Below are 15991 nucleotides of genomic sequence, written 5' to 3'. Positions count from 1 at the left end.
CATCAGTGCGCGTCGTGCGTGCCCTGCTCCAGAAGTGCCATCAGCGCCCGGGCCGCCGGACTGGTCGCCCGGTGCGGCGGCAGCAGGGCCACCGTCTCGTAGACGGTCTCGTCCGTGCCCTTCACGGGCAGGGCGGTGAGCGCCTCCCGCTTGTGCCGGAAGTGGCTCGGTACGACGGCCACGCCCAGGTTCTCGTCCACCAGGTCCAGCAGGCTGTGCACGTCGTTGACCTCCAGTGCCACCGTCCGCCGTACGCCCGCCGCGGCGAAGGCCGCGTCGGTGGTGCGGCGCGGGCCCCAGTCGGGGTGGAAGTCGACGAACACCTCGCCGCCGAGGTCGTCCGGGGTGACCGCCGCGTCACCGGTGGCCAGCCGGTGGCTCGGGTGGCACAACACCGTCATGGGCTCCGCGGCCAGCGACACCGAGCGCAGTTGGTCGTTGTCCTCCTGCGTCCGGTAGGCGAACGCCAGGTCGAGACGCCCCGCCGCGACCTCCTCGGCCAGCTCGACCGAACCCGCCTGGCGCAGCCGGATCTCCACGTCCGGGTGCCGGTGCCGGAACACGGCGAGCAGCCGTGCCACATGGACACCGGCGATGCACTGCTCGGTCCCCAGCGAGAGCGTGCCCCGCAGCACCCCCTGCACCGCCGCGACCGCCTCATGGGCCGAGCGCACCTGCGCCAGGATCCGCTCCGCCTCGCCCAGCAGCGCCCGCCCCGCCTCGGTCAGGGTCACCCGCCGGGTCGTCCGCACGAACAGTGGTGTCTGCAGTTCCCGCTCCAGCGCCCGGATCGAGGCCGACAGGCCGGACTGGGACACCATCAGCCGTTCGGCGGCCCGGGTGAAATGCTGGTCCTCGGCGACCGCGACGAAGTGCTGGAGATGGCGCAGTTCCATGATTGAGAAGCCTATCCGCTGAGTTTCATCGCATTCTCCTGTTGGACCACTGCCCGCAGGTCACGAAAGAGTGGGTAGCGGTTCCCAGAAACCGGAAACCGTGTGCCAACCCCTCTGGAGTCGCGTTGTACACCGCACACCCCGACCGCTACGCGGACCTGCCCTACCGGCGCACCGGACGCAGCGGTCTGAAGCTTCCCGCGATCTCGCTCGGCCTGTGGCACAACTTCGGCCCCGCGGACCGGACCGTGGAGACCCAGCGGGCCATCCTGCGCCGCGCCTTCGACCTCGGCGTCACCCACTTCGACCTGGCCAACAACTACGGTCCGCCGCCCGGTGCCGCCGAGCTGGCCTTCGGCGAGGCGCTGGGGGACGACTTCGCGCGCTACCGCGACGAGCTGGTGATCTCCACCAAGGCCGGCTACCTGATGTGGCCGGGTCCGTACGGCGAGTGGGGCTCCCGCAAGTACCTGCTGTCCTCCCTGGACCAGAGCCTCACGCGGATGGGCCTGGACTACGTCGACATCTTCTACTCGCACCGTCCGGACCCGGAGACTCCCCTGGAGGAGACGATGGGCGCCCTGCACTCCGCGGTGCAGCAGGGCAAGGCGCTGTACGTGGGCATCTCCAACTACTCGGCCGAGCAGACCCGCGAGGCCGCCCGCATCCTGGGCGAGCTGGGCACCCCGCTCCTCATCCACCAGCCCCGTTACTCGATGCTCGACCGGCGCCCCGAGGACGAGGGACTGCTGGACGCCCTCGACGAGCTCCAGGTCGGCTCCATCGTGTTCTCCCCGCTGGAGCAGGGACTGCTCACCGCCCGCTACCTCGACGGCATCCCCGAGGACTCCCGGGCGGCGAGCGACAGCCCGTTCCTGAACTCGGACGCGGTCACCGAGGACCTGGTGGGCCGGCTCCGGGCCCTCGACGAGATCGCCAAGGGCCGCGGCCAGACCCTCGCCCAGCTGGCCCTCGCCTGGGTGCTGCGCGGCGGCCGTGTCACCTCCGCGCTGGTGGGCGCGAGCAGCCCCCAGCAGATCGAGGACAGCGTCGCGACCACCCGCAACCTGGACTTCGACGCCGAGGAACTGGCCCGCATCGACGCGATCGTCAGGCCGTAGCCCGCCGCCGACGCGACCCGGTGTCCGGCTGGGGGCCGAGCCGCTCCTCCAGGCGTACGGTCACCGTGTCGCCCTCGCCCTTCCCGATGGCCCTGCGCAGGTCGGCCTTCACCGGCAGTTTGTGGGTGCCGTCGCCCAGGGCCATGAAGGAGCTGCGGAAGGGGTGGCCGTCGATGGTGCCGCGGACCTTGACGAGGCCGCGGGTGCCGAAGAACTCGACGCTCTTCGGCCAGACGAGATAGGTCCACCCGCGGTCGCTCGGGCTCTTGCGCAGAACGGCGGTGAACTCCTCGTGGAGCCGTCCGGTCGTGGCCATGATGTTCCTCCGCTCACGGTGGTCGTCCCTTCAAGAGACCACCGTGAGCGCGGAAACTCATCGCGGAGCGCTCCTCAGGCTCCGGCCGGCACCCGGTCGAGAAAGCCGAGGACGGCGCGGATACGGCCGTCCGCGTCCAGCGTGATCACATCGAAGCCGGCCACCGGAGCCGAGCCTTCCCCGGAGGAGCCGGCCTCGCCGACCAGTTCCCATCCGAAGCGGGCGGTGTCGTGGTGCCCGTCCACGGCGCCGGTCGGGCGGAAGGAGAAGCCGGGGAACTGCTCGTGGACCGCCGTGATCACCGCCGCGATGCCCTCGTGGCCGCTCACGTCGGCGAGGGGGTCGGTGTACGAGCCGTCCGCGGTCCAGGCGGCGGCGACCGCCTTCGCCAGTTCCTCGGGCTCGGTCGCGTTCCAGGCCTCGAAGTAGCGGGCGACGGCGCTCTGGTGACGATCGGTGTTCGCGGACATGGGAAATCGGCCTCCATCGAGGTGTCATCGCTGGTCAGGACCCGGATTCACCTCTCGGTGACCCGGTACGACCACCATGCCCGCCCCCGGTCGGACCGTCGATTACCCCTCGGGTAATGGCGGCCTGGGGCACTTTTCAGCCAACAGCCCCTGTGAATATGCCAGGAGACTGGCCGGAAAGTCGTGGTGACAGTGTTTCAGTAGTGAACATACTCATCAGTCAAGGGACTTCACGGCGAGCGAGAGTGCCGTCACGTACCGCGATGAGCCGCACCGGAAAGCGAGGACGCCCGACAGGCGAGCGAGCAGCGGGGGAGCGAAACGTGCACGACGAGTTCTTATGCCATGTCACCGCGTACGGCGTCTGCGCCGGACAGCGTATCGGTGTACCCCTCGGGACCTACCGGGCCCCGACCCTGGCCCTGGCGCTGTGGTGGCTGCGCGAGCGCGCCAACTGGATCGCGGACCGGCTCGATCCCCAGCCCGAGGCCGAGTACTTCCCCCCGAGCTCACTCGTCCCTGTCGGCCATGACGCCCCCGACGTGCCGGCGATCCTGCGCTCCTGGTGCGCCGACGACGCTCAACAGGACCTGGTCGCGGACGAGCTGGCGGCCGGGCGGCTGGTGCGGATCGCCACCGGTGACGAGACCACCGAGTACGAGCTGCTGGCCGAGTCCGTCGACGCCCTGCGGATGCAGCGGGTGATCCCGACGCCCGTGATGCAGGTCGGCTGAGGCGCGGCGGCCGGTGCGCCACATCGGGCGCGTAAATGGGTGAATCGGTAGAATTTCCCGCATGGCGGAGCGGTCGTTCATGCCGACGGCACCCGAACTCGTCCTGGAGACCGACTCGGGCTCCACGGTGATGATCCCGGGCCATGACTACCACGTCGGGCGCGACCCGCTCAGCGACATCGTCATCGACGACGCCCGGGTCTCCTGGCACCACGCGGTGCTGCGGCCGGACACCGACCACTGGACCCTCGAGGACGAGAACAGCACCAACGGCACCTTCGCCGACGGCCGCCGCGTCCATGAGTGGGGGGTGGGGCCGGGGAGCGTGATCCGGTTCGGCAGCCCCTCCGACGGACCGCGCGCCGTCCTGCTGGAATGCCCGCCACCGGTCACGGAACGCCCCTCGGCGGTCTCCATGCCGGGTCTGACCGGCACCTTCCGGCAGCCCACGACCGTCCGCCCGCTGCCGACCCGCACCGTCCGCATCGGCCGCGCCGACGACAACGACCTGGTCATCGACGACCTCGTCGTCTCCCGCCACCACGCGGAACTGCGCGCGCTGCCGGACGGCAGTCATGAGATCGCCGACCTCGGCAGCCACAACGGCACCTACCTCAACGGCGCCCCCGTCACCGTCGCCCTCCTCGCCCCGGGCGACATCGTCGGCATCGGCCACTCGGCGTTCTCCCTGGTCGGCGACCAGCTGCAGGAGTACGTCGACAGCGGCGAGGTCTCCCTCGACGTGCAGGACCTCGCCGTCGCCGTCGACCACGGCCGCAAGACGCTGCTCGACCACGTGTCCTTCCCGGTGGGGGAGAAGTGCCTGCTCGCCGTCGTCGGCCCGAGCGGCGCCGGGAAGTCGACCCTGCTGAACGCCCTGACCGGACAGCGCCCCGCCGACCACGGCACGGTCCTCTACGACGGCCGTGACCTCTACCGCGACTACGCCGAGCTGCGCCAGCGCATCGGACTGGTCCCGCAGGACGACATCCTGCACGCCCAGCTCACCGTCCGCAGCGCGCTGTCCTACGCGGCCGAGCTGCGCTTCCCCGAGGACACCGTGAAGGCGGAGCGCCGGGCCAGGGTCGACGAGGTCATCCATGAACTGGGCCTGGAGCAGCGGGCCGAGCAGCCGGTGCACAGCCTCTCCGGCGGTCAGCGCAAGCGGGTCAGCGTCGCCCTGGAGCTGCTGACCAAGCCGTCCCTGCTCTTCCTCGACGAGCCGACCTCGGGCCTCGACCCCGGTATGGACCGCTCGGTGATGCACATGCTGCGTGGCCTCGCCGACGACGGCCGTACGGTCATCGTCGTCACCCACAGCGTCCTGAGCCTGGACGTGTGCGACCGGCTCCTCGTCCTCGCGCCCGGCGGCAGGGTGGCCTACTACGGACCGCCGGACGACGCCCTCGCCTTCTTCGGCTTCGAGCAGTGGCCGGAGGCCTTCGAGGCCTTCGAACGGGACCAGGACCGGGACTGGGCGGGCGACTTCTCCTTCTCGCCCTTCCACCGGCACTACGTCACCGAGGCCAGCGCGCAGCCGCGCGTGCCCCGTTCGGGCCCGGTGGTCATCACCCCGCCCGCCCGGCCGCGCAGCCGCGGCGCCCAGCTCGGCACCCTGGTCCGCCGCTACACCGCCGCCCTGGCGGCCGACCGCACCTTCCTCGCCATCATGATCGCCCTGCCGTTCGTGATGGGAGCCATGGCCAGGGCCCTCGCCGGCAGCAGCCTCACCCGGGACACCGCCATGAACGCGCTGCTGATCCTGTGCGTCGGCGGCGTCCTCACCGGCGCGGCCAACGCCGTGCGCGAGCTGGTCAAGGAGCGCGGCATCTACCAGCGCGAGCGCGCGGTGGGCCTGTCCAGATCGGCGTACCTGTGGTCGAAGGTCGTCGTGCTGGGCACCGTCACCGTGCTGCAGGCCGTGGTGCTGACCCTGGTGGGACTGGCCGGCGTCGATCTCGGCGCACCCGGCGGCGAGGGCGTGTTGATGCCGCCCCTTGTCGAGATCACCGTCGCCGTCGCCCTGTTGGCGTTCACCGCGATGATGCTCGGCCTGGTGGTCTCCGCGCTGGTGCGCAAGGAGGAGGTGACGATGCCGCTGCTCGTGCTGCTCGCCATCGTCCAAGTGGTCTTCTGCGGTGCCCTGTTGAAGCTCCACGGCGTGCCCGGCCTGGAACAGCTCTCCTGGCTGGTGCCCTCCCGGTGGGCGCTCGGCGCGATGGCCGGCACCGTCGGTCTGGGCCGGATCGTGCCGGGCGATCTGACCGGTGACCCGCTGTTCAAGCACTCCGCCGGGGTGTGGCTGTTCGACATCGCCATGCTGATCGTGCTGTCGGCGCTCTTCGGGTACGTCGTCTCCCGGCTGCTGCGCCGGCACGAACCCGTCGTGATGCGGAAGTAGGAGCCGCGATGACGAGCCCCGGTTTCCGGCCCACCCACGTCGTCCCCCAGCACGGCATGCCCGCGTGGGACGCCCCCGACCCCGCCCGGCCCACCGTCCCCCTCGACCCGCTCCTGCCGGTTCAGCTCGTGGAACGCCGCGGCGACTGGGCGCACGTGCTGTGCGCCAACGGCTGGTCCGCCTGGGTCGACGGCCGCCTCCTGGTCGCCGTACCCCAGGACCCGCCGGCCGCCGGCGGTCCCCAGACCCGCGCAGCCGATCCGCGACCCCTGCTCACCCGCGCCGAACGGGCCCTGGCCCACTACCGGGCGGCCGTCGAGGACCTCGCCGGCGGCGGTCTGGACGGGGAGTCCTTCCGGGGCCGTACGCAGGGACTGCGCATCGGGATCGTCGTCGACGGCGAGTCCGTCTGGCTCTACGACACCGAGCAGGGCCGCTGGGTCTACGGGGACGGAACACGCCTGAGCACCTACGCGACGGACGACGGCCCGGGCGCCGCCGCGGCCGGCGCAGGTCATGCGCCCACCCAGGTCGTGACACCCGATGGTCCATGAGTCGAGCCTCTTCTCGGGCACTCCCTCCGAGCTGATCGGCAGGCAGATCGCCGGGTACCGCATCGAGCGGGAGATCGGCCGCGGCGGCATGGCCGTCGTCTACCGGGCCCGCGATCTGCGCCTGGAACGCACCGTCGCCGTCAAGCTGCTCGCGCCGGAACTCGCCCGCAACGACACCTTCCGCCTCCGCTTCACGCACGAGTCCCGGGCGGCCGCCGCGATCGACCACCCGCACATCGTGCCGATCTACGAGGCCGGCGAGACCGACGGTGTCCTGTACATCGCCATGCGCTACGTGGAGGGCAGCGACCTTCGGCACGTCCTCGACCGCCGGGGCCCCCTCACGCCCTCGACGGCCCTGCGGATCGCCGCTCAGGTCGGCTCGGCGCTGGACGCGGCCCATGAGCACGGGCTGGTCCACCGGGACGTGAAGCCCGGCAACATCCTGGTCGCCCGCGGCACCGACAGCGACCATCCCGAGCACGCGTATCTGACCGACTTCGGCCTGACGAAGAAGTCGCTGTCCCTGACCGGTTTCACGACGGTCGGCCAGTTCGTCGGCACGCTCGACTACGTCGCTCCCGAGCAGATCTCCGGCCGGCCCGTCGACGCACGCTGCGACGTCTACGGCTTCGCCTGTGTCGTCCACGAGTGCCTGGCCGGCCATCCGCCCTTCCGCCGCGACGACGACATGGCCCTGCTCTGGGCCCACCAGTACGACCAGCCGCCCGCGCTGACCGAGTCGCGCCCCGAGCTCCCGCCGTCCGTCGACGCGGTCTTCGCGAAGGCGCTGGCGAAGTCGCCGGAGGACCGCCACGACTCCTGCCTCGCCTTCGTGGCGGCCCTGCGCGCCGCGGTCACGGGCGCTGCGGTCATGGGCGAGGCGGCGCCGGGCCATCCGCCGACCGAGGTGGTGGCCAAAGCCGCCGGGGAGCGGCCCGAACCCCCTCCCCGCTGGGCCGAACCCGTCTTCAGGAGTCCCGGCCCAGCCCGTTGAGCGGCACCCGCCGCGCCACCAGCCGGCGCCGGCAGATGCGCCAGCCGGCCTCGGCACGGACCACGACGTCCTCGTAGGTCACCGATCCGCACGAGCCGTCCGCCTTGATGCCCAGCCCCTTGGACCGGACCCGGACCCGGTCCCCGGCCACCTCCTCGACCACCACATTGGTCACATGGTGGGCCACGGGATTCGCCGCGCCCAGCGTCAGCGCCGCCTCCCGCCAGGCCGCGAGCCCGACGATCTCGCCCTGACCGAAGTCCGACAGGTCGTAGACGAGGTCCGGGGTGAACACCTCGTGCGCCCTCTCCAGCTCCCCGTCGTCGACCAGGTGTCCGTGCAGCGCGATCAACTCCGTGATGGCCAGACGGTCTTCGAGCGCCAGCGTCATGTGATGCCCCTTCCGCGACTCGGCGCACACTTCCATGGACGACGTCATCCCGCCCACTCCTTTTCCGCCGGCCCCCGGCGCCGCACCGGCCTTGCCAGCAGCGCGCCCAGGAAACCGGTCACCAGCCCCCACGGCAGGGCCAGGCCCACCGCGGACCAGACCTCGGGCCGCAGGGACAGCTTTCCGCCGAGGCTGCCGCCCAGGTCGCCGATGCCGAGGACAGACAGACCGTAGTGGGCGGAGATCCGGCAGACCAGGCAGATCACGAGGACGGTCAGGGCCAGGGCGACCGCCATGTGCAGGGCGTGTCGCCAGGGGCCGACACGGGCCGGGGAGCGGGCCGCCATCACGAAGGCCGCGGCCAGGAGCAGGACCGCGTCCACGGCCATCAGCCACCAGACACGGGAGTCGTACTCGGCGAGCGTGCCGAGGTTGAGCGTGGAGACGTCCTTGCCGCGCAGCACCTCGTCCAGGACATGCGGCATGGGCAGCCCGAAGGGGCCCTGGACCCGGCCCGTCCAGGTGGCGCCGAGGCCGAGGGTCAGGGCGAGCCACACCAGGTTCGGCATGCCGACAAGGATCACGGCCAGGGTCTCCGCCCGATGTCCGCGGGTGACGGTCACGACCAGGGCGATGACGATGCCCAGCGCGACACAGGCGAGGAGCAGCACCACCATGGCGTACGCGGCCGGGCGCACCGACTCCTGGAAGCGCAGGAGCCGGCCCGGCAGCGGTGCCCCGCGCGACACCAGCAGGGCCAGCACCAGCACCCCCGCCAGCCACAACAGGCCGAACAGCAGGGTGAGCGGCACATCCGTAGTGAAGCCGACCTTCGGGGTGACGCCGAACAGATCGCCGATGTCGCCGACCGTGTCCTTGCCCAGCGAGATCGTGAAGGTCTGGCGGGCGCCGAAGGCCATGGCGAGAAGCCCGAGGAGCCAGAGCACGGCGATGCGCGCGGCCCAACCGGCCAGTTCCGGCGCGCCCGCCACCGCACGGTGCCGCAGCGGACGGAGGAAACCGGCGGCGAGGACCAGCGCGCCCACCAGCGTGACGGACAGCGGGGTCACGGTCAGCCCGGCGCTGGTGCCGGCGAGCCCGCCCGCGTCGCCGGACAACTCGATCGTGCCGCCGACGGCCGTGACCACCGTCGCCGTGACGACCCGGGGGAACGCGCCGTCCGGCAGGTCGGCCGCCCCGGCCGCCCACAACCCCACCGCGGCGACCACACCCATGGCGATCAGCGCCGACAGCACCGCGGCGAGGGCCTGCACCCAGCCATGACGGGAGACGGCGAGGTCGGAGGGGGTTCGCGGGCTCACCCTTGCCACGCTAAGCAGCGCCCTCACACCGCGCCCGCCGGGAGGGCCGTCCGCGTCGGCTTGCGAGCCGCACGGGAGCGGAGCACACAATGGGGACCGATGGTCATACGGCACATACGGGGACATACGAACCACTCGGGGCAGGTACAGCACATCCTTCGGGAGAAGAGCTCGTGAGCGTCGAACCGCCCTCCTCCGGCCGTCCCACAGGACCCCCCTCGGGTCCCCTGTCGGGTCCCTCCCAGCCGCCCCCGGGCCCGCCCTCGCAGCCACCCGGTGGCAGCGACGGGGGCAAGCCCCCACCGGAGCCCCGCCGCCCGTGGTGGAAGTCCGTGCCCCGTGTCGCCGTGCTGACCACCGCGGTGGTCGCCGCCGCGGTCCTCGCCGTCGTCCTCACCCACTCGGAGGGCGGCGGGGGCTCCGCCAAGGGCGGCGAGGTCTTCCTCCAGGCCGCGGGCAAGTCCGGCCCCCACCCGTTCACCCCGTCGACGGCCCGGACGAACTCCACCGCCCCCGTCTCACCCTCCCCGGCCACCGAGTCCGCGCCGGCCAACGCCGTGCGGGGCGTCAACGGCGGGACGGCCGGACTCTACGGCGGCACCCGCAACGTCTCCGCCTGTGACGTGGAGAAGCAGATCAGATACCTCCAGGCGGACCCGGCCAAGAACCAGGCCTTCGCCTCGGTCGAGGGCATCGGCCCCGCCCAGGTCCCCGCCTATCTGCGCGCGCTCACACCCCTGCAACTGCGCATGGACACCCGTGTCACCAACCACGGCTACCAGGACGGCGCCCCCACCGCCTACCAGGCCGTCCTGGAGTCCGGGACCGCCGTCCTCGTCGACGCCCGCGGCGTCCCCCGCACCCGCTGCGCCTGCGGCAACCCGCTGACCCCGCCCGTCGCCCTGCGGACCGCGCCACGGCCGACCGGCGACTCCTGGGCGTCGTACCGCTCCTCGAACGTCGTCGTGGTCACGCCCGCCCCGCGGATCATCAACATCTTCGTGATCTACGACCCCCACGACGACGAGTGGATCTCCCGGCACCGGGGCGACACCGGCCACCGCGACAAGCCGGTGCGGCCGCCCGAGCACCCCTCGCCCTCGGTCAGCGTGACCACGCCCACGGCACCCTCGTCCCCGGCCGCGCCGTCCCCGTGCGTCTCCTCGCCCGGGGTGAGCCCCGGGACACCGACGCCGTCCACACCGTGTCCGCCGACCTCGACCGCCCCTTCCTCGTTGACGCCGAGTTCCGTGACCCCATCGTCGTCCCTGTCGTCCCTTTCATCCCTGGGTCGTCGTCCGCCACCTGACCGTCACTCTGTGTGAAAGCAGACACTTCGGGGCGCAACGGGACTGGGGTGCGCGGCTCGGGGTATCAGCACTGGTGCAACAGCGTCCGGCCGGTCCGGCATCCGAGAGAGAAACGCATGAACGAGCACGTGGGCGGGGCAGTGATACCAACTGGTTTCGACGTGCCGGTGGAACCACTGAGGCGGGCGGCCCACTACACCGGGGAGCCGGGCTGTATCGCCGAGGCCCGGTCCTTCGCCGCGCACTTCATGGGCAGACTCAGAACGGAGTGGTGCGCCTCGATCGACCCCCGGGCCGAGGACGAGGTCCTGCTGGTGGTGAGCGAGCTGGTCACCAACGCGGACCGGCACAGCAACGGCCCCTACATCCTGGAGCTGGAGGGCACCGACAACGCCGTCACCGTGTGTGTCTACGACAGCAGCGGCGCCCTGCCACGACGGTTCCCGCGGGACCCGGAGCGGGTCGGCCGGCACGGCCTGGAGATAGTCCACGCGCTGGCGAAGCGGGTCACCGTGGAACGGGTCCCGGTCGGCAAGCGGGTGTGCGCCGTCGTGGCGCTGGACGGCGCGTGACCGCCGCGGAGGCCCGCGGCGGTCACGCGGGCGCGCGCCCGCCTCTCACGCGCAGCCGAGTTCGCCCAGCATCCCCTCGCGCAGCCGCGCGATGATCCGCTTGATCAGACGGGACACATGCATCTGCGAGCAGCCGAGCCGCTCGCCGATCTCCGCCTGGGTGGCCTCCTCCACGAACCGCATATGGAGGATCTGCCGGTCCCGTTCGCCCAGCTCCGCCATGAGCGGGGCCAGCGAATGGAAGTCCTCGACCAGCCGCAGCCCGTCCTCCTCGACGCCGATGAAGTCGGCGAGAACCGCCTCGCCGCCCTCGGGCCCGTCACCGGTCAGCGCCGCGTCCAGGGACGAGGAGTTGTATCCGTTGGCCGCGATCTGCGCCTCGATCACCTCGTTCTCGGAGATGTTCATCAGCGTGGCGAGTTCCGCGACGGTCGGTTCCCGGTCCAGTCGGCTGGCCAGCTCCTCACGTGCCTTGGCCAGCTCCACCCGCAGCTCCTGCAGCCGCCGCGGCACATGCACCGCCCAGGTGGTGTCCCGGAAGAAACGCTTGATCTCGCCGACGATGTACGGCAGCGCGAACGACGTGAACTCCACCTCGCGGGTCAGCTCGAACCGGTCGATCGCCTTGATCAGGCCGATCATCCCGGTCTGGACGAGGTCCTCCATGTCGTCGCCACGGCCACGGAAGCGCCCCGCGGCGAACCGCACCAGCGAGATGTTCATCTCGATGAGCGTGTTGCGCGCGTACTGGAACTCGCGCGTGCCCTCCTCGAGCTCCGAGAGGCGTTGGAAGAACTGGCGGGACAGCTCCCGTGCGTCACGAGGCGCCACGGACCGCGGCTGCTCGATCCCCGGGAGTCGCTCCACGGCGGTGTCCATTTCCTCTCCCACGAGTCATGGTCCGACGTCCGTAGCGCGTCGAGCCCTTTGGAGTGCGCGTACCCCGTCTGCGGCGAGGCATGCCTCATCCCGCGACTCGGGTGGCGACGACGAGTTCGTGCAGGTAGCGCTTGGTGACGCTCCCGTCGTACCCCGTGTCGATCAGCTCCCGGACGCAGGTCAGCAGGCCCTGCCGGGACGCCGGGGGCAGGGCGCGGTGGTTCGAGTAGGTGAGCAGGATGTCGATGTACTCGTCGGTCGAGTAGGTGATGTCCTGGGTCCGCCGGGCCACCGTCACCTGCTCGAACAGCGGTGAGTCCTCCAGTTCGGCGGAGCCGGTGGGGATCTCCGAGGCGGGCTGCAGCCGCAGACCGGGCGGGGTGGCCGGGTCCCAGCGTTCGTAGCAGCGCTGGACGCGGGCGAAGAACTCCTCCGTGCCGCCCGCCACATGCTCCGTGAGCACCAGGGCCAGCCGCCCGCCGGGACGCAGGGCCCGCGCCGGTTTGACCACCCGCACCGCCGGGTCGAGCCAGTGGAACGCCGTCGCGCACACCACGAGGTCGAACGGCTCGTCGGGCAGCGGCCAGCTCTCGAACTCGGCCACCCGCACCTCCACCCGGGGAAAGCGGGCGAGCCGCCGCCGGGCCACGCGCGCCATCGCGTCGCCGAGCTCGACCGCCGTGACATGGCAGCCCGACTCGGCCAGCGGAACGGTGAGTTGGCCGGTGCCCGGGGCGATCTCCAGGACCCTGCTGTGCGGGCCGAGCCCCGCCGCGCGGGCCAACTCCGCGACCAGCTCCGGGGGATACCGCGGCCGTGCCCGGTCGTACCGCTCGGCATCCTGGTTGAACGTCTCCCGCAGCGCCGTCATCGCACCCTCCTCCGGTGGTGATTCACCCAGGGCAGAATGCCGACACCTTCCCTTCGGCGCGAGGGAATTTAGTCTGGACAGGTGAGCAGCCGAGCGCCGAACGAAGCCCGCGTCATCCCCCTGCGCCGCCCACCGGCCGAGCGCCCGACGGCCCCTGCGGCCCCGGCGCCGAAGGAGCCCCTGTGGCGCGACCTGGTCGGGGACGTCCTGCGGCGCGAGCGGCTCGCCCAGGAGCGCACCCTCAAGGACGTGGCGGACGCGGCCCGGATCTCCATGCCCTACCTCTCCGAGGTGGAGCGGGGCCGCAAGGAGGCCTCCTCCGAGGTCCTCGCGGCCGCCGCCCACGCCCTGGGCCTCGGCCTCGGCGACCTGCTGTCACTGGCGCAGGGCGAGCTCGTACGGCTCACCGCCCGGCGGTCCGGCCGGAGCCGGGGCGCGTCCACATCGCCGTACGACGGGCTCTGCCTGGTCGCCTGACGGCGTGCGCGGGCCGGTGCCTCAGACCGTCATTAGGCGCCGGCTCAGCACCTCGTCGGCCAGTCCGTACGCCACCGCCTCCTGGGCGGTGAACACCTTGTCGCGGTCCATGTCGGCCCGCAGGGTCACCGGGTCGTGGTGGGTGTGGCGGGCGAGCACCTCCTCGACCTGGGAGCGGATCCGGACCATCTCCTTGGCCTGCAGGGACAGGTCCGAGATCGTGCCCTGCCGGCCGCCGCTGGCCGGCTGCCCGAGCAGCACGCGCGCGTGCTCCAGCACGAACCGCCGTCCGGGATCGCCGCCGGCCAGCAGTACGGCGGCGGTCGACGCCGCCTGCCCGACGCAGAACGTGGAGATCGGCGCCTGTACGAACGTCATCGTGTCGTAGATCGCCATCAGTGAGGTGAAGGATCCGCCGGGCGAGTTGATGTAGATCGCGATCTCGCGGTCCGGGGCCGACGACTCCAGATGGAGGAGTTGCGCGATGACGACGTTGGCCACGCCGTCGTCGATCTCGGTGCCGAGGAAGATGATCCGCTCGGAGAGCAGCCGGCTGAACACGTCGGAGGAGCGCTCGCCCTGCGCGGTGCGCTCGACGACGTAGGGAATCGTGTAGTTCGCCATGTCACAGCCCCATCCGTCGCTTCGAGGCGGCCGGGCGGACGTCCGCGAAGGACTCCACGACACGGTCCACCATGCCGTACTCCCTGGCCTCCTCGGCCGTGAACCAGCGGTCGCGGTCGCCGTCCCGGGAGATGGTCTCCGGGGTCTGGCCGGTGTTCTCGGCGATCAGCCGTTCCATGGTCCGTTTGGTGTGCTCCAGGTTCTCCGCCTGGATGGTGATGTCGGAGGTGGTGCCGCCGATACCGGCCGACCCCTGGTGCATCATGATCCGCGCGTTCGGCAGGGCGTAGCGCTTGCCGGGTGTGCCCCCGCACAGCAGGAACTGGCCCATGCTCGCCGCGAAGCCCATGGCGAGCGTCGACACGTCGTTCGGGATCAGCCGCATCGTGTCGTAGATGGCGAGGCCCGCGTGCACCGAGCCGCCCGGGCTGTTGATGAACAGGCTGATGTCCGTGCGCGGGTCCTCCGCGGAGAGGATCAGCAGCTGCGAGCAGACCCGGTTCGCGGACACCTCGTCGACCTGGGTGCCGAGGACGACGATCCGCTGGCCGAGCAGCTGGGCCGCGAGATGGTCGTCGAGACGGGAGGGCGCGGTGTCGCCCTCCTCGGCGCGTGGGGCGAGCGGGCTGAGTGGAGTCATCGGTTCTCCTCGTGGTCGCGGGGATGCCGTCGACTCCACTCTTGACCCCGGGCGGGGCCGATCGCGCCGATCTCTGCCCGCGGCAGATTCGCCGACGGCAGAGCGGCGGCTCAGCCCTTCTCGCGCAACTGCCGGAAGAACGCCCGTACGTCCTCCACCAGCAGCTCCGGCTCCTCCATCGCCGCGAAGTGCCCGCCCCGCTCCAGCTCCGTCCAGCGCACGATGTTCTCGGTGCGCTCGGCCTTGTGGCGCAGGGGGATCTGCGGGTCGCCGGGGAAGGCGGCCACCGCGGTCGGGGCGGTCGAGGGCCGGTCCGGGGCCGCGATCCGGTCGCCGGTGGCATGGGCGCGCTCGTAGTAGACCCGGGCCGAGGAGCCCGCGGTGCCCGTCAGCCAGTACAGCGTCACGTTCGTCAGCATCAGATCCCGGTCGACGGCCTCCTCCGGCACCTCCTCGGAGTCCGTCCACTCCCGGAACTTCTCCACGATCCAGGCGAGTTGGCCGACCGGCGAGTCCGTGAGGGCGTACGAGAGCGTCTGCGGCCGGGTGGACTGCAGATGGAAGTAGCCCGCCCCGTCCCGGATCCAGGCGTCCCACCGGCGCCACGAGGCGAGCGTGCGCTCCCGTTCCCCGGGACTCAGCGCCTCCAGCTCCTCGGGGGTCGGCTCGGTGGCCGCCTGTGCGCCGGGCAGCAGGTTGAGGTGGACGCCGACGACCCGGTCGGGGTGGACGCGGCCCAGCTCGCGGGAGATGCCGGCGCCCCAGTCGCCGCCCTGGGCACCGAAGCGGTCGTAGCCGAGGCGCGTCATCAGCTCCACCCAGGCGTCCGCGATCCGGCGGGCCTCCCAGCCGGTCTCCCGGGTGGGGCCGGAGAACCCGAAGCCGGGGATGCTCGGCAGGACGAGGTGGAAGGCGTCGGCCGGGTCACCGCCGTGCGCCACCGGGTCCGTCAGCGGTCCGACGACGTCGAGGAACTCGACGATCGAGCCCGGCCAGCCGTGGGTGACGATCAGCGGGGTGGCGTCCGGTTCGGGCGAGCGGATGTGCGCGAAGTGCACCAGCGCCCCGTCGATCTCGGTGGTGAACTGCGGCCACTCGTTCAGCCGCGCCTCGGCCGCCCGCCAGTCGTACTCGTGGCGCCAGTGGCGCACCAGTTCGCGCAGATAGCCGGACGGCACTCCGTAGGCCCAGCCCACGCCGGGCAGCTCGTCGGGCCAGCGGGTCCGGTCGAGGCGTTCGCGCAGGTCGTCGAGGTCGGCCTGGGGGATGTCGATACGGAACGGGTGGAGGGTGTGCGCAGCTGCTGCCGTCATGCTCCGGAGCCTAGGGCGTGTTGCGAAAGTCCCGCCTGCCGCTCGACGCCTGGCACGCACTCTCGCCGCCGACGCCGCCCGGCCCGCCCTCCGGGCGGACGAC

18 protein-coding genes are annotated in these 15991 nt (G+C 71.7%); 8 read left to right on the top strand and 10 right to left on the bottom strand.

Annotation, left to right across the window (positions count from 1 at the left end; genetic code table 11):
* Positions 1-2: 2 nt before the first annotated feature.
* The gene (locus tag ABZT17_RS28810) at positions 3-896 is read right to left on the bottom strand and encodes a LysR substrate-binding domain-containing protein (RefSeq protein WP_356352836.1); all 894 of its coding nucleotides are present in this window, start codon (positions 894-896) and stop codon (positions 3-5) included.
* Positions 897-1021: 125 nt separating this feature from the next.
* Here ABZT17_RS28810 and mgrA point away from each other — a divergent pair, with 125 nt between their 5' ends.
* Positions 1022-2017 carry an L-glyceraldehyde 3-phosphate reductase gene (gene mgrA, locus ABZT17_RS28805; protein ID WP_356352834.1) on the top strand — a complete coding sequence of 332 codons (996 nt, stop codon included), beginning with the start codon at positions 1022-1024 and terminating at the stop codon, positions 2015-2017.
* Here the strand turns inward: mgrA and ABZT17_RS28800 are convergent.
* On the bottom strand, positions 2007-2333 hold the full coding sequence (locus tag ABZT17_RS28800) for a DUF1905 domain-containing protein (protein WP_356352832.1): 327 nt from the start codon (positions 2331-2333) through the stop codon (positions 2007-2009). The genes mgrA and ABZT17_RS28800 overlap by 11 nt on opposite strands.
* Before the next feature lie 74 nt (positions 2334-2407).
* Entirely contained in the window at positions 2408-2803 is a 396-nt protein-coding gene (locus ABZT17_RS28795) for a nuclear transport factor 2 family protein (RefSeq protein WP_356352831.1), read from the bottom strand.
* Positions 2804-3126: 323 nt separating this feature from the next.
* On the opposite strand from ABZT17_RS28795, the gene ABZT17_RS28790 reads away from it, so the two are divergent.
* From ABZT17_RS28790 to ABZT17_RS28775, 4 genes are all read left to right on the top strand, one after another.
* A complete protein-coding gene (locus ABZT17_RS28790; protein ID WP_356352829.1) occupies positions 3127-3537 on the top strand; it encodes a hypothetical protein in 411 nt (136 codons plus the stop codon).
* Positions 3538-3598: 61 nt separating this feature from the next.
* Positions 3599-5938 (top strand): FHA domain-containing protein, encoded by a 2340-nt coding sequence (locus ABZT17_RS28785; protein ID WP_356352828.1) that lies wholly within the window; start codon positions 3599-3601, stop codon positions 5936-5938.
* 8 nt (positions 5939-5946) lie between these two features.
* Positions 5947-6492, top strand: a complete 546-nt coding sequence (locus tag ABZT17_RS28780) for a hypothetical protein (RefSeq protein ID WP_356352826.1) — start codon at positions 5947-5949, stop codon at positions 6490-6492.
* Positions 6482-7489, top strand: a complete 1008-nt coding sequence (locus tag ABZT17_RS28775) for a serine/threonine-protein kinase (protein WP_356352824.1) — start codon at positions 6482-6484, stop codon at positions 7487-7489. The genes ABZT17_RS28780 and ABZT17_RS28775 overlap by 11 nt, the downstream gene beginning before the upstream one ends.
* Here the strand turns inward: ABZT17_RS28775 and ABZT17_RS28770 are convergent.
* Both ABZT17_RS28770 and ABZT17_RS28765 read right to left on the bottom strand, forming a co-directional pair.
* Complete coding sequence (locus ABZT17_RS28770; RefSeq protein WP_356352823.1) at positions 7464-7880, bottom strand: nuclear transport factor 2 family protein; 417 nt, start codon at positions 7878-7880, stop codon at positions 7464-7466. The two genes, ABZT17_RS28775 and ABZT17_RS28770, sit on opposite strands and share 26 nt — an antisense overlap.
* Before the next feature lie 44 nt (positions 7881-7924).
* Positions 7925-9202 (bottom strand): streptophobe family protein, encoded by a 1278-nt coding sequence (locus tag ABZT17_RS28765; protein WP_356352821.1) that lies wholly within the window; start codon positions 9200-9202, stop codon positions 7925-7927.
* Between the two features lie 173 nt (positions 9203-9375).
* Between ABZT17_RS28765 and ABZT17_RS28760 the strand changes: the two genes are divergently transcribed.
* Together ABZT17_RS28760 and ABZT17_RS28755 are read left to right on the top strand one after the other, a co-directional pair.
* Entirely contained in the window at positions 9376-10527 is a 1152-nt protein-coding gene (locus ABZT17_RS28760) for a DUF6777 domain-containing protein (protein WP_356352819.1), read from the top strand.
* A gap of 101 nt (positions 10528-10628) precedes the next feature.
* Positions 10629-11084, top strand: a complete 456-nt coding sequence (locus ABZT17_RS28755; RefSeq protein WP_356352818.1) for an ATP-binding protein — start codon at positions 10629-10631, stop codon at positions 11082-11084.
* A gap of 45 nt (positions 11085-11129) precedes the next feature.
* On the opposite strand, the gene ABZT17_RS28750 is transcribed toward ABZT17_RS28755, so the two are convergent.
* Together ABZT17_RS28750 and ABZT17_RS28745 are read right to left on the bottom strand one after the other, a co-directional pair.
* Positions 11130-11963, bottom strand: coding sequence for an RNA polymerase sigma factor SigF (locus ABZT17_RS28750; RefSeq protein WP_356352817.1), 834 nt, complete (start codon positions 11961-11963; stop codon positions 11130-11132).
* Between the two features lie 85 nt (positions 11964-12048).
* Complete coding sequence (locus ABZT17_RS28745; RefSeq protein WP_356352815.1) at positions 12049-12834, bottom strand: class I SAM-dependent methyltransferase; 786 nt, start codon at positions 12832-12834, stop codon at positions 12049-12051.
* A gap of 81 nt (positions 12835-12915) precedes the next feature.
* On the opposite strand from ABZT17_RS28745, the gene ABZT17_RS28740 reads away from it, so the two are divergent.
* Positions 12916-13311 carry a helix-turn-helix transcriptional regulator gene (locus ABZT17_RS28740; protein ID WP_356352813.1) on the top strand — a complete coding sequence of 132 codons (396 nt, stop codon included), beginning with the start codon at positions 12916-12918 and terminating at the stop codon, positions 13309-13311.
* A 21-nt stretch (positions 13312-13332) separates the two neighbouring features.
* Here ABZT17_RS28740 and ABZT17_RS28735 read toward each other — a convergent pair whose 3' ends face one another.
* The 3 genes from ABZT17_RS28735 to ABZT17_RS28725 all read right to left on the bottom strand — a co-directional run bounded on the left by ABZT17_RS28735 (position 13333) and on the right by ABZT17_RS28725 (position 15888).
* On the bottom strand, positions 13333-13935 hold the full coding sequence (locus ABZT17_RS28735) for an ATP-dependent Clp protease proteolytic subunit (RefSeq protein WP_356352811.1): 603 nt from the start codon (positions 13933-13935) through the stop codon (positions 13333-13335).
* A gap of 1 nt (position 13936) precedes the next feature.
* Entirely contained in the window at positions 13937-14575 is a 639-nt protein-coding gene (locus ABZT17_RS28730; protein WP_356352810.1) for an ATP-dependent Clp protease proteolytic subunit, read from the bottom strand.
* A 110-nt stretch (positions 14576-14685) separates the two neighbouring features.
* The gene (locus tag ABZT17_RS28725; RefSeq protein WP_356352808.1) at positions 14686-15888 is read right to left on the bottom strand and encodes an epoxide hydrolase family protein; all 1203 of its coding nucleotides are present in this window, start codon (positions 15886-15888) and stop codon (positions 14686-14688) included.
* Positions 15889-15991 lie beyond the last annotated feature (103 nt).

It is taken from the genome of Streptomyces sp. NPDC005648 (assembly GCF_040605395.1).
Classification (GTDB): Bacteria; Actinomycetota; Actinomycetes; order Streptomycetales; family Streptomycetaceae; genus Streptomyces.
The sequence above is the reverse complement of the archived record's forward strand: the minus strand, read 5'-3'. Positions and strand labels throughout refer to the sequence as shown.